The 13,678-nt window shown below is 39.8% G+C and carries 14 protein-coding genes; 3 read left to right on the top strand and 11 right to left on the bottom strand.

Annotated features, from left to right (window positions below; translation table 11 throughout):
* Positions 1–15: 15 nt before the first annotated feature.
* The 8 genes from F896_RS06570 to F896_RS06605 all read right to left on the bottom strand — a co-directional run bounded on the left by F896_RS06570 (position 16) and on the right by F896_RS06605 (position 8,836).
* On the bottom strand, positions 16–1,662 hold the full coding sequence (locus tag F896_RS06570; protein WP_016164291.1) for an ArnT family glycosyltransferase: 1,647 nt from the start codon (positions 1,660–1,662) through the stop codon (positions 16–18).
* Positions 1,663–1,676: 14 nt separating this feature from the next.
* Positions 1,677–2,060: a GtrA family protein gene (locus F896_RS06575; RefSeq protein ID WP_016164290.1), complete on the bottom strand. Its 384-nt coding sequence runs from the start codon at positions 2,058–2,060 to the stop codon at positions 1,677–1,679.
* A complete protein-coding gene (locus F896_RS06580) occupies positions 2,060–3,040 on the bottom strand; it encodes a glycosyltransferase family 2 protein (RefSeq protein ID WP_016164289.1) in 981 nt (326 codons plus the stop codon). The genes F896_RS06575 and F896_RS06580 overlap by 1 nt, the downstream gene beginning before the upstream one ends.
* Positions 3,037–3,831, bottom strand: a complete 795-nt coding sequence (locus F896_RS06585; RefSeq protein ID WP_016164288.1) for a ChbG/HpnK family deacetylase — start codon at positions 3,829–3,831, stop codon at positions 3,037–3,039. Before F896_RS06585 ends, F896_RS06580 begins: the two co-directional genes overlap by 4 nt.
* Before the next feature lie 119 nt (positions 3,832–3,950).
* On the bottom strand, positions 3,951–5,039 hold the full coding sequence (locus F896_RS06590; RefSeq protein WP_016164287.1) for an ABC transporter permease: 1,089 nt from the start codon (positions 5,037–5,039) through the stop codon (positions 3,951–3,953).
* A complete protein-coding gene (locus F896_RS06595; RefSeq protein ID WP_016164286.1) occupies positions 5,036–6,166 on the bottom strand; it encodes an ABC transporter permease in 1,131 nt (376 codons plus the stop codon). Before F896_RS06595 ends, F896_RS06590 begins: the two co-directional genes overlap by 4 nt.
* A gap of 3 nt (positions 6,167–6,169) precedes the next feature.
* Positions 6,170–7,327, bottom strand: coding sequence for an HlyD family secretion protein (locus F896_RS06600; protein WP_016164285.1), 1,158 nt, complete (start codon positions 7,325–7,327; stop codon positions 6,170–6,172).
* A gap of 12 nt (positions 7,328–7,339) precedes the next feature.
* On the bottom strand, positions 7,340–8,836 hold the full coding sequence (locus tag F896_RS06605) for a TolC family protein (protein WP_016164284.1): 1,497 nt from the start codon (positions 8,834–8,836) through the stop codon (positions 7,340–7,342).
* Between the two features lie 347 nt (positions 8,837–9,183).
* On the opposite strand from F896_RS06605, the gene serC reads away from it, so the two are divergent.
* Positions 9,184–10,263: a 3-phosphoserine/phosphohydroxythreonine transaminase gene (gene serC, locus F896_RS06610; RefSeq protein WP_016164283.1), complete on the top strand. Its 1,080-nt coding sequence runs from the start codon at positions 9,184–9,186 to the stop codon at positions 10,261–10,263.
* 77 nt (positions 10,264–10,340) lie between these two features.
* Here the strand turns inward: serC and F896_RS21050 are convergent, their stop codons facing one another.
* On the bottom strand, positions 10,341–10,484 hold the full coding sequence (locus F896_RS21050) for a hypothetical protein (RefSeq protein WP_004654651.1): 144 nt from the start codon (positions 10,482–10,484) through the stop codon (positions 10,341–10,343).
* Between the two features lie 35 nt (positions 10,485–10,519).
* Positions 10,520–11,458, bottom strand: coding sequence for a hypothetical protein (locus tag F896_RS06615; RefSeq protein ID WP_016164282.1), 939 nt, complete (start codon positions 11,456–11,458; stop codon positions 10,520–10,522).
* Positions 11,459–11,692: 234 nt separating this feature from the next.
* On the opposite strand from F896_RS06615, the gene F896_RS06620 reads away from it, so the two are divergent.
* A complete protein-coding gene (locus tag F896_RS06620) occupies positions 11,693–12,163 on the top strand; it encodes a YaiI/YqxD family protein (protein WP_016164281.1) in 471 nt (156 codons plus the stop codon).
* Between the two features lie 7 nt (positions 12,164–12,170).
* On the top strand, positions 12,171–13,064 hold the full coding sequence (locus F896_RS06625; protein ID WP_016164280.1) for a DMT family transporter: 894 nt from the start codon (positions 12,171–12,173) through the stop codon (positions 13,062–13,064).
* A 14-nt stretch (positions 13,065–13,078) separates the two neighbouring features.
* Here F896_RS06625 and F896_RS06630 read toward each other — a convergent pair whose 3' ends face one another.
* Positions 13,079–13,660, bottom strand: coding sequence for a PilZ domain-containing protein (locus tag F896_RS06630; protein ID WP_005204919.1), 582 nt, complete (start codon positions 13,658–13,660; stop codon positions 13,079–13,081).
* Positions 13,661–13,678 lie beyond the last annotated feature (18 nt).

Below are 13,678 nucleotides of genomic sequence, written 5' to 3'. Positions count from 1 at the left end.
AGCTTCCTTTTTTATTTAAGAGGTCTGATTAATGAAGAAGACATCATAGTTGCGGTAATGCAGAACTTTGACGTTTGGATGATCTGGTTTGTAGCCTCCAGGGTTACTCACAACAACTACTGGCTGGTTCTGTTTTAACATGTCTTGGAGTTGCTGCTTATTCCATAAATATTGTTTACGTCCAGGTTCAAATAACAGCCCATCTTTAAGCTCTAATGATGAGGTATCCGTTTTGACACTGTCCCAATCATTGACAATATAGACTGGTTTTTTTAAGTCTAATAAAAAAGGAAGGTCGTAGAAGTAATTGTAATAAAAGACCACATCCGAGTTGGGATTCATCGATTTTGCAAAGTCGATTTGGTCAGCATTGTTTTTGGTATCTAGAACGCGTACTGCTGCTGAAATAGACGTACATAATAGAATTAAGCTTAAGAAAATTGCGGTTAAATAATCTATTTTCTTCTGTTTAAATAACAGCATTAAGCAGAAAGGAACAATACATAGAATTGCACCAATGCTATAGATTTGAATCGCATGTGCTTGATAGAAAGCATGCGCATTCTTGATAAAATGCGGTGCTAAAGTAATTGCTAGTCCTAATACAAAAATAAAAAGAGCAGTTCCCCAGATTTGCAGTTTATTTTTATCAGGATTCTCCAATGCAGAACATACAGCAACAGCGAGTAAGATTGCGATTGGTGCTACCGCAGGTAAGATATAGCCTGCCAATTTTGAGGGAGGGATAGAGAAAAAAATACTCACCGATATAAACCACCAAAGGCATAGCGCGAGTAAAGAAGAAGAGAGTGATGTTTGAAAAATACGCTTTGAGAATTGAAACCGACTCACAAATAACCACGGTAAAAAGCTTACAAACAGGATCAGATAATAGAAAAACCAAGGTTGTTTATTGTTAAATGCATTGGAGCTGAATCGGCTGAATTGTTGATCAATGAAAAAATAGTGTAAAAATTGCGGGTATTTTAATTGAACAAAATATACCCAAGGTGCAGTTAAGACAAGAAAGAGGAGAATCCCGAAGGGATTGAGTAGAGCTGGAATCTTCTTCCATTGTTGTGTGCAAATAAGCCAGGGCAATAGTACCAGTCCAGGGATCAAGACACCGATGAGTCCTTTGCTGAGAAAGCCTGCCGCCGCTGCAAAATAGCCTAAAAATAGAACAGTTTTTTTGCCTGAAAGGCTAAAGTCAACAAAACTCAGAATACAAACAGTCATCCATGAAGCGACTAATAGATCATGGTTGATATATTCACTACTGCCGTAGAATAACAAGCTGGTTGCTAGAATAATGATGGTTAGTTGCGCTATTTGTTCTGAGACATGTTTTTTTAAAAAAACAAAAAGGCTGATTAGCATCATGCAGGCAGCTAATGTTGGAACCAGTCGCAGCACCCAAATATGCACGCCGAACACTTCCATTAAAGCTGTTGAAAGCCAGTGCAATAAAGGTGGCTTGTGCATAAAAGGTAAGCCATTAAGACGAGGAATCAGCCAATCTCCTGATTCAAGCATCGCGCGACTAATATCTCCATATCGTCCTTCATCAGGCACAGAAAGTGGACGAATCCATGAGCTAATCAACAACCAAACGGGTAAAAAGATAAGTAAAAATTTAGATGAACGTAGCCATTGTTGCATATATCGAATCCCTATTATTGAAATGCAAAATAACGATTGAGTAAAAAAGTAAAAATTGAGGTGATGCCAATACTAAAAATAACCAGCATGGAAATAGGGATATCAAGGTAATGGTGACTGACTAATAAAACGGACTCATTCAACATGAACCCTAGCCCAGCCACGATGATAAATTTCTTCAGCGTTTCCCTGTGCTTAAGATGTATTGCTTTAAAAGTAAAAATACGATGACCAAAGTAGCTGACCCAGAAAGCCATGAGAAAGGCGAGGAGGTTTGCATATTTTAGTGAAACTTGGTATTGAGGTTGAATCAGCAATATCACAAGAAGGTAGTGTGTAAGTGCTGCAATTAAGCCAACAATACCAAAACGAAAGAGCTGTAGGATATGAGTTTGCATTAGAGAGAAACTACATTATTTTGCTTGTCATGAACCAATGGTTTAGCTTGATTATGTGAATACTCAGCAGAAACAATATATTTTGGTCGGTTTTTAACTTCCGCATAAATACGCCCAATATATTCACCTAAAATCCCAATACAGAGTAGTTGGATACCACCTAAGAGCGTCATTCCTGCGGCCAACGTAGCCCAACCGGGTACACGGATACCTTCAATCATCGTTTCAATAATGATCCAAACGCCGTAACTCATTGCAAAGAGTGCAAGCAGTGCACCGAGATAAATACATAAGCGTAGCGGTAAATCGGAAAAGCCTGTCAATCCTGACATTGCTAGTTGAAACAAGGCCTTAAAATTAAAACTGGATTGACCAAATTGACGTTGTTGCTCAGTAAAGTGGATCCCAATACTCTTAAAACCAACCCATGCATATAGTCCTTTCATATAACGGTTCTTTTCAGGAAGCTTTCTGACTGCCTCAACGACTTTTGCATCGAGTAGGCGAAAATCACCCGCGTTTTCAGGGATGTCGACAGAAGAACTTAAATTCAAAACGTGATAATAGCCTTGAGTAAAGATTTTTTTGAGCCATGATTCTGTGCTTCGATCCCGGATGCCATACACCATGTCATAACCATCTTTCCACAGCTGAATCATGGTCGGAATGGCATCTAGAGGATGCTGGAAATCGGCATCGATCAATAAGGTCGCATCACCTGTAACGTAGTCCAGACCTGCACTTAAGGCTGCTTCTTTACCAAAATTCCGTGATAGAGTAAGGATGCGCAATGGATAGTCATCGAGCATTTGCTGTAACACCGTAATACTATTATCTTTACTACCATCGTCAATAATGATGATTTCATAGCGTAAATTTTGTTGTTCTAACTTCTGCGCCAAAGCTGGGATAAACTTTTTAAGGTTTTCTGCTTCGTTGTAGGCAGGAACAACACAAGATAGAAATGGGCTGTTTATCATAATAATGTATCCATTGGGCTCAGCGAAATTTGATAGATTCGACAATCATCACGAAACTGAGATGAACTGAGGTATTGGAATTCTCGGACACGTGCTTGAGCAATTGGATCCTGCTGATCAACTGCTTGCGTGGCTGGATGGCACATGATCAATAAATTATCTTGCGCGCGCATTAACCATTGTTGATTGAGTTGAGCGTAATTTTTGTGCTCAAAATCATAGATGCCTGCGAAATAATGGTTTTGATGTATATTTTTTTGCTTGCACTGACTCGCTAAGCTTGCTGCTCCTAACGCTGAAAGCAAACGTGTTTTGATGGTGTAATTAGAAATGGTGAGTGGATGTTGTAGGTTTCTAACCCATCCTTGAAAATTCTGCTGTTTAAGGAAGTGAACTAATACATCCCGAATAACAGGAAATTGGTGGATATGTTGATGTCCATCAATAAAATCAGGTTGTTTTCCCATTAGCTCAACAAACGCATTCCATTGTTGCTCAATACTTTGTTGAATGAGTTTACTGTCTAGCTGTCGGCTCCATGCTTTGAGCATTAATATTGGCAATGAAAATGTCGTGTTTGCTGAGCTAAATCTATGGGTGAAATTTAGGTGTAAACCGACATCAATATTGTTGGAGATTGGCTTGAGCTGTTGTGCTGCAATAGACCAATGCTCCGCTTGTGTCATGCAAGAAGTTGCATGTAAAGCACCTGTTTGGATCAGCAATAGAATCGCATCTGAAATCTCAGGATTCATTGCGAAGTCATCAGCGCAATAGCATACTTTAGCCATATCCATGCCTCAATTCAGATGGATTAAAAGGTAAGCGCCAAATTTAGTCTTACCTTTTAATGTCTACGATTGAAGCAATATGCCAAGAGATCCTTAATATCAACTTAAAGCGAAAAACACTATTTTTTAACCAGACGATAATAAGAAATCGCCAATAATATTGCAGCGAGTGTTGCAAGATAAATCAGTTTCGGCACCACAATGGATGTTGGTACACCCATCTGATTCAGTTGAACAAAGAGTTGTACCCCATGGGTTGAAGGCAGTGTCCATGCAAACCATTGCATCCAAAGCGGCATCGCTTCATGTGGCCACGCGGTACCTGTCAGCAAGAACAAGGGTACAGAAGTCACTACAATTAAATGACCAACCCGTTCTGGCATATCAACCAGTGAACCCACCAACATACCTAGGCCAATCACGCAACTGACATAGATCGGCACGGCAAGCAGCATGCCCCAGAAATTGCCACCATGTGGATATTCATATAACCAGAAGGTAAAGCCAAATAAATACAGGCAGCCTAAACAACCTGTGGTAAAGATCGCTGCGAAAGTTGCCCAGAATTCTACGGGTTTTGCCATCCAGCCTTGTTCACGGTAACTGGCGATCAGCATTGCAAGACCGAGCAGAATAGTCTGATGAATAATTAAACTGGCCACAGCAGGGAAGATATAACTGCCATAACCAGACATGGTGTTAAACAATGGAATTTGGTGGATCGAAATTTCTGGTTCAAAAGCAGAAGCACTTCCAAACTTTTCGAGATGCTCTTTCAGGGTATATTCGATCGAACTAGCTAAACCGACACCTACTTCTTTGGTCCGGATGAAATAAGCTGTACTCAAATACAAGCCAATACCGCCCATTTCACCGCGTTTTAAGCTATTGGTCAGGTTTTCAGGAAGTAGCAAAATACCTTCAGCTTGCTGGTTTTTCACCATGCGCTGTGCTTCGAGAAAGTTATCTGTCACGGTGGTGATCTTGATATGCGGACTATTAGATGCTTGGCTGATGATTTTTGAGGTCAAAATGCTCTGTTCTTCATCCACAATCACAATCGGAATATCTTCAGCAGTTTGTGCTTTATAGGCAGTTGGATAGAAAAAACTATAGAGAAAGATTGCGGCAATGAGGGTGGTAAACACCGAGCTATTGGCAAAAATGTTTTTAAAGGTCTGTAGGTAATAGCCGAAAAATGATTTCATGAGCACAGCTCCTGAGTATTTTTCTTTAACAAACGTATGCTCAATGCAAAGAATAACCCTGCAAAGATCAGCAGTATCCCCAATGGAACTAATGAAACATATAGATCACTGCCAATAATCCATTGTTCGGTCTGTAGTTTGGCATAAGGGGTGTAGGGAATAATCATCGACCAGAATTGAGTAAATGCGGGTGCATTATTCAAGGGAAGGGTAATGCCTGAGAAGCTCGGTGATGATCCGCCATAAAGTGCGATAAAACCAAAGGTTTTGGGCAAGTTCTGGGTGGCCAAAACGACAGTACTGCTAATCACGGCATAGGCAAAATACAGCAAAAACTGTGCAACAAGGATCAGTGTAAGTGAACCTGCGATAAAGTAACCACGAATATGTGCGAGCCAGAACATCCAACACCAAGTCCAGGCGCAGAAGATAAAGACATAGAGCAGGATTTTACCTAGTAGACTGGAGATAATTTGTTTTGATTGGACCCATTCACCGACAGTCTTGCGTTTAAATTCCTGCCCGATAGCAAAAGCCACACAGCAACACAATAATAAATGTAAAACTGCTGGCACCATAAAAGGTTCTAGAAACAGTTCATAACTCATGCTTGGGTTATATAGGGTTGAGATTTTGATATGTGGCGTGGGCATATCTAAATAGGGAATGGTATTGGCTAAATAGTTTTGCCCCATATAATCCGCCATACCATTTAAAGTGCTGATCAGCATCGCAGAGGAAATGGTATTACCGATACTAAAAAAAGACTGGTTATAGGCAATACTGATCTGCGCATCTTGGGCTTTGACCAGACGTTGCTCAGCCCCCTCAGGGATCATCACGAATCCCCAAGCTTCAGTTTTGTTGATTAATCGTTCTGCTTCATCTTGACTGGCGGTAATGGTTTTTACTTTCAAAGTATGATTGATGCTAAGTGCATGAATCACTTTACGGCTCATTTCACTTTGATCTTGATCAATCACCACAATCGGTAAATGTTCCGCTTTACCAGCGGAAAACATACTGCCAAATAGTAAAATTACCAGCAAAGGGGCAATGACCGCCATAAACAAATCAACTTTATGGCGTTTTAAATAGCGCAATTCCCGCAGCATTACTGCAAACATTGCTTATTTTGCCTCTTCAATTTTAAACAACACACTCATACCAACTTTTAAATCTGGAATGCTTTGTTCTGGTACAAGGTGAAATTTGAAACTACGAATATCATAACCACCGGTTTGACGTGTAGTTTTAATTGTCGCAAAGTCACCTTCAGCATCAATATTTTTGACTTTGAAAGTTTCTTTACGATTAAGTGCAGGAATAAATCCTTCAATCGTTTTCATTTTATAAACAGAGCTATACATGTCTTCGCGGACATTTAAGCTGACCCACAAATCATGATCTTCGATAATGCTGACCACAGGAACAGCTGTTGCGACTAATTCCGTAGGTTTGCCATAGGTCTTAGATACGGTTCCATCTGTTGGTGAATACAGTTTAGTTTCTTCAGTCAGTGCATTCGCTTCTTTCACCGCCGCTTGAGCCATCGCAACTTGCGCGTCGGCAGTTGATTTTTGTTGTTCTGTACTACCACGTTTGGCACGTGCATATTGTTGGTACGATGCCTCGGCTGTTTCACGTGCAGAGGTCTGTGCTGCAAGCATTTCGTCACGACGTTGGCGAGAAATCACGCCTTGTTGAAATAAGGTTTCACCACGCTTGTAGGTTGTTGCTGCTAATTCAGCTTGGGTTTTCATCGCTTGCCAATTGGCATAGAGCGTATCGATATTTTCTTGTTGTGCACCACGATACACGGTCGAATGAAAAGCAGTCGCACTTTGTAATGCCGCTTGTGCCTGTTCTTTTTTGGCCTCTAATTCAGGACTGACAAAACGAACTAAGGCTTGACCTTTTTTAACAGGCTGGCCTTCAGACACATAAAACTCTTCAATACGGCTCGGGACTTTGGTGCTGATATGTACCGTTTCTGACTCAACCCGACCTTGTAACTCAATCGCTTGCGGTTGATAAGCTTTCCATAAACCAAATGCAATCAGACCTAACAGCAGAATTAGAATAATTAAGCCGATGATTTTTGCCTTCCCTTTTTTTGGTGGCTCTGTTGGAGGCAGTTGTTGATTTGAGGTCTCAGGTCTCGACTGTTCTACTTTTTCTGTAGAGGTGGCTTGCACTTGAGATGGTTCAGAAGCTTGGGTCTCAGTCTTATTCTCCACTTGATCTGTATCGCGTTCTGAATTGGATGATGATTGATCTTGGCTCATAAATTTCTCCAATTAACGGATATAGTCTGTACGTGGTTGATTAACATAAAGCTTGAACTCATCAATTGAACCGTAGCTTTGTAATAAGGTGGCTAAAGATAAGATGTATTTATATGAATTTATTGCCATTTCACTTCTTAACGCGCTGAAGGCATTTTGTGCATCGATTACTTGAGTCGCTGTGCCCATACCTTCTTTAAATGAAAGCTGTTGGATACGTAAGTTTTCTTGTGCGGCTTTGGTGTTCTGAGTTAATAGTTGATGACTGGTTTGAGATGCATTTAATTCGCTATAAGATTTATACAGCACATTTTCCACTTCTTGCTTGGTGCGTTCGGTCATCAATTCTGCAGCATATTTTTTCAGTTCGGCAGCGCGGATATTTTTGTTGTTATCAATGCCTGAGAATAAATTGTATTTGGCCATCACACCGACAATCCAATTCTCTTTATTGTCCAACCCATATTCACCAAAGGCAAACAGGCTTGGCTTTTTTGCAGACTGCTGTACTTTAATATTTTCATTGGCAAGTTGGGTATCCATTTGCAGCTTTTTAATCAAACTTGAGTTTTGATCGTAATTTGCCAGCAGTTTATCCAAAGAGTGATTTTGGCTGGTATTTACAAATAGTGGGGTCGTGAGGTTTAAAGCCTCTTTGCTCTGTAATAGATTTTTTAGACTAAACTGGCTCGCTTGCAGATTCGACTGCGCATTTTGATAGGTGCGTTCTGCATTATTACGCGCCACTTCAAACTGCATGCGTTGTCCTTTATTAATAAAGCCTTGTTTCTCTAATTTAAGTGCATTGTTATAGTGTTCTTGCATGGCATTTAAATTAAACAGGCTGGCATTGAGTAACTGCTGTTGTAATTGCACATTAAAATACGATTGAATCATCTCAAAACGTTGTGAGTCTTGTTGTTGTTTTTCACTGATGTTTGAGCGTTGTGCTTGAATCGTTGCAATTTGCTTGGCACTGTTAATTTTACCGCCGGTATAGAGCGGCATTACCATCGAGATAGAAGTGCGGACATCATGGTCTTTCACTGTCACATCAAGATTGTTGGGAACCTGATTCAACCCTTCATTGACCGTCTGATCAAAACCTTGGCTGACTTGATCAATCACTTCTGGTGGAAGCACATTGCCCCATTGCGACAATTTGTCGTCAAATCCACGAGTGAGTGAGTTTTCGAGTCGACGTTTACTCGATTCTAAGGGCACGCTGGTTTCACTATGAAATGAATAGGCACGAGCATTTAAATCAATACGAGGTAAACCGAGATGCTTTACTGCTTCCATTTCAAGTTGAGAGGCTTGTTGTAAGGCTTGTTGGGCTTGTGTTGAATAGGCATTTTCCACAACATATTGTTCAGCTTGGCTATAACTCAATGTTTGTGCAAATAGGGCCGTAGGAAATAGGGCGCAGCTAATTAAGCCTATACTGAAGCTTAACATTTTAGGAAGCTGCTGGACCTTAAAACTCGGTCGATCATGTTGTTTCAACATTCGGTTATGTCGCAATTTAATAATATCCTGAGTAAGTCTAAATTCTTTTTATAAAATTAAAATAATATGTTTTTAATTAAATAGTTATATCACCACTTTTGGTGTAGTGAAATTGTAAAAAGTAGAGTTTTTAATCTAAATAAATCTCAGAAAAACGTGAAAATAAGATGCTTTAATAGACTATTAAATCTTGGCCTAAAATCTCAGTAGTGAATGAAATAGAATTGAAAAACTAATACTATTTTCTCGGTTAAATTGAAATATTTACGCGATAAGCTGCTGCAAGCTTCGCCAATCTATGGTTAAATTCCCATTCCAATTTGTTCCACTTTAACAAGGGAAAACTCATGCGTGCTTATAATTTCTGCGCTGGTCCTGCTGCATTACCTACTGCCGTTTTAGAAAAAGCTCAACAAGAATTGTTGAATTGGCAGGGCAAAGGTCTGTCGATCATGGAAATGAGTCATCGTAGCAATGACTATGTTGCTGTGGCTGAGAAGGCTGAGGCTGATTTACGTAAGCTCATGAACATCCCAGAAAATTATAAAGTCTTGTTTTTACAAGGCGGTGCATCGCTGCAGTTTTCAGCAATTCCGCTGAATTTGTTGGGTAAAAATAACAAGGCGGATTATATCCATACAGGTATCTGGTCTGAGAAAGCACTCAAAGAAGCCAAGCGTTATGGTGATATTAATATCGTTGAAGCGGGTACTTTAATTGATGGTAAGCATGCAATTACTGAACAAAGTACTTGGAACCTTTCAAACGATGCTGCTTATGTACATTATGCTGATAATGAGACCATTGGTGGTTTGCAATTCGCGGCTATTCCGGATGTGAATGCACCGTTGGTTTGTGACTATTCATCTAGCATTTTGTCTGCGCCATTGGATGTCAGCAAATTTGGTTTGATCTATGCGGGTGCACAAAAGAATATTGGCCCAGCAGGTTTAACTATTGTGATCATTCGTGATGATTTATTAGATCAAGCACAACCTGAAATTCCAAGCATCTTAAAATATGCCGATCAAGCTAAAAATGGTTCAATGGTGAATACTCCTGCGACCTACGCATGGTATTTATCTGGTCTTGTGTTTGAATGGTTGCTTGAGCAGGGTGGGGTAGATGCGATCTATAAAGTGAACCAAGAGAAAGCAAAACTGCTTTATGGTTATATTGATTCAAGCGATTTCTATAACAACCCGATTGCCATTCCAAACCGTTCAATGATGAACGTACCTTTTACATTAGCGGATGAAGCACTTGAAAAGACGTTCTTGCAAGAAGCTGAACAAAATCACTTATTGAACTTGGCAGGCCACCGTTCAGTGGGCGGTATGCGTGCAAGTATCTACAATGCTGTACCTTTAGAAGGTGTTCAAGCATTGGTGAACTTTATGGATGAGTTTGCGAAACGTCATGGTTAAGCCATAAGGTACTGCTAAAAATAAAAGCCCTCAGCATTGAGGGCTTTTATTTGCGAATAGGGTAGTGGTCAAAAAGTTTAAAAAAAGCCAATTCGATGAAACATGAGTGCTGCTAAAAACATACCAAGTAAAAAAAAGCAAAAAGCACCAACATCAAGTTTAAGACCTTGATCACTCGAATGAATCAGACTGGTGGTCGTTTGTTCTGGTATAATTTTCATTAGAACGCCTAAAATGCCATTTATGTGATTTTTTGTCACTTATGTGCAGTTTTAGCATAAATATTGGCCTGAATCCATAGGTTACCGCGAATATATTGGCCAATGTTAAAGTTTTTATACAATTCATTCTTCGTTGCAATACGAATCAAGATTGCAGGTAACTCATCTTCTAATACTAGGGTCACATCATAAAGGGTATATTCTTCTTGCATAAACTGCATAGAAGTTTTGCCGACGATATTACCTTGGAACCAAGCCTCATCTTCTTGACCTAATGTTTCACCAAATAAGTAGGCAACCATTTTAGAAAAGTCGACAGTGACAGGTTCTTGATCTTCTGGTGTTTTTGGTTGCCAGTCATTAATCAATTCTTGTAAATTGTCTGGGGCAATTCCATTATGCTCTGTCAAAATCGCATTTAATGCGCGGTGATGCTTAATTGAAGCAGGGTCATCAACAATGATTTTCTCATCAGCCGAAACCGTTTCTAATTCATACGCCCAAGCATTAAATTGAACTTGATAGGTTTGATTCTTGTCATATTGACAGCTATTTACACTGAATAAATTATCGAATGCATAAATAATGGTATTTTTATTTAAGTTCAAACGTAATACTGCCTGAGTTGAAGAATCACAGGTAATAATTCGCTCGATTTGCGCATCATATTTATATGGGCTATCAAAACTTGGAAATGCTGTTTTTAATGCACGAGGTTTTTGATCTTCAACCGCAATAATTTGATTAATCGAAACAGCTTCGCCACTCGGACCTTGAATCAGCCAGAATGATTGATCCATCTCATGCTCATCCTGACAGAGACCCATCGGCATTACTGGTGCATCAAGAGCCAATCCTAACCATTTGGGAACATCCGTTTCGGGAGTATCTGTCAGTAAGTTCCAATGCTCGACATGATTACCGAAATTTTGATCTTGAATTTTAATGATTTCTGGACTGTTTTGATTTTTCATAAAGCGTAATGCTAAAAAGATTGAACTTACTCTATTAAATCGAGGGTAACTGTCATATTTCAAGTCTGAATCTGTAATTCTCTACAATTAATTTAATTTTTAGCTCGAAATATCAATATGCTGCTTCTGTGTGTCGGACCAGAACTAGCGATGTGAATAGTTAGATGATCTTAATTCTACTTTTCCAGTAATCTGTTACACTATATTTTTTTACTTTCATGAGCTTTTGCCAACGTGCTGCCATTCAAATTGTGGGTAGATGCTGATGCTTTGCCTAAAATTTTACGTGAAGTGATTCTACGTGCATCTGATCGTTATCAACTTGAAGTTATTTTTGTTGCCAATCAAAATGTTGGGATTACGCCGTCACTGCGGATTAAATCCATTCAAGTGATGAGTGGCGCCGATAAGGCTGACCAAGAAATTGTAGATCGTTTGCAAGAAAATGACATTGTCATTACACAGGATATACCGCTTGCAGCACAAGTAATTGAAAAGGGTGGGATTGCGATTCATCCACGCGGTGAAATCTATACTACAGCTAATGTGAAAGCGCGTCTGCATTTGCGAGATTTTATGGATACTTTACGTGGTGCAGGGGTTCAAACCGGTGGGCCACCTCCGATCTCAGAACGAGACAAGCGAGAGTTTTCAAGTTCACTGGATCAGACCATTTTAAAACAGAAACGTAAGACAGCTTCTTGAGTCGGTTATGCCATCACGTATTAACCTCATGCTTACTTATGGACTATTAGTCTTTATCTGGGCAACTACACCTTTAGCGATTGTGTGGAGCGTCTCCGACCTGCATCCGATGTGGGCATTGGTGATCCGCTTTTTTATTGCTTTGCCTTTGGCTGTAACAGTGTTATTGCTGTTGAAGGTTGAGTTCCCAGTTCATAAAATTGCAGTATTAAGTTATGCCGCGGGTTCATTAAGCCTGATTGGATCGCAAATCTTTACTTATGCGGCAACAGCTTATTTAAGTTCTGGATTGATTGCGCTGATGTTTGGTTTGGCGCCGATTATGGCTGGTTTAATTGGACGCTTTGGCTTCCAGCAAAAACTGGCGGGTTTACAGTGGTTAGGTATGGCGACATCGATTGTTGGACTGGCCATGATCTGCCTAAGTGGTAGCCAGCAACATGTGCAGCCCATTGGTATTATTTTAATGCTGATCAGTGTTTTTTCTTATTCATTGTCAATTTTTCTAGTGAAGAAGATTAATGCAGATTTGCCTGTCATGGCACAGGCAACGGGTTCAATTCTGGTTTCAACAATATTGGCAACTATGCTAATCCCGTGGATCTGGCAATATGTTCCAACACATTTCCCGTCAGCCAAATCATTATTGGCATTGGCTTATACGGTGATTATGGCATCGTTGATCGCAATGTTCTGCTACTTTAAATTGGTGCAAAATCTAAAAGCAACCACCTTGTCACTAACCACGGTGATGACACCGATGTTGGCAATTCTGATCGGGGCATACCTGAACCACGAACAATTGTCTGCTCAGGTATTTATTGGGGCGAGTATTATTCTATTTGGATTATTCCTTTATTTCTTTAAAGATTTAAGAGCATATCGCCGTTTAAAAATATAAGAAAAATGTGGGAATTAATTGCTTTCCGTTTGCTGTGTTTGTTGAATACTGGCCGCTAATTTAGCGCGATCTTGGGGGTTTAAAGTAATGAAATACGCGCCAATACGGAACTTACCTTGTTCGTCAGCCGTGCTATGCGCCACTTGTGCTGTTGCCGCAATATGGAAGAAATTTTCTGGGTGGCTCAAGGTAATATGGATATATGTGCCTTCAATAATATCTTGCGAACTATAAAAACTTAAACCATTCTCGGAAAAGTTGACTTGTTCAGGAACGGGCAATAAGGATTGCACGATATTGTCGTAAAAAGAGCCCGTAATCAGATTCAGTTTTTGGTTAAAAAGGGATAAGATGCGAGCAATTTGTTGATCTTTTTCATTTAATTGTTCTAATTCGTAGCGAAACGCATGATCAAATTGATCTAATTCTGCAAGTAGTAGAAAATAGCGTGGCAAAACGAAATGGGAATCATACGGGTCATTCAACGCAACATCATCTGGAATGATTTGATAGTTGATTCTCAACACGGCATCAATACGAGACATCACTCGACGTTCAGTGTTGTCGTCAACAAGATGATGTTGTGAATTTTCCATAATAAATCACCTCGGACT

This window comes from Acinetobacter genomosp. 15BJ (genome assembly GCF_000400715.1).
Taxonomy (GTDB): domain Bacteria; phylum Pseudomonadota; class Gammaproteobacteria; order Pseudomonadales; family Moraxellaceae; genus Acinetobacter.
Note: the sequence above shows the minus strand (reverse complement) of the source record. Positions and strands in the feature narration are given on the sequence as shown.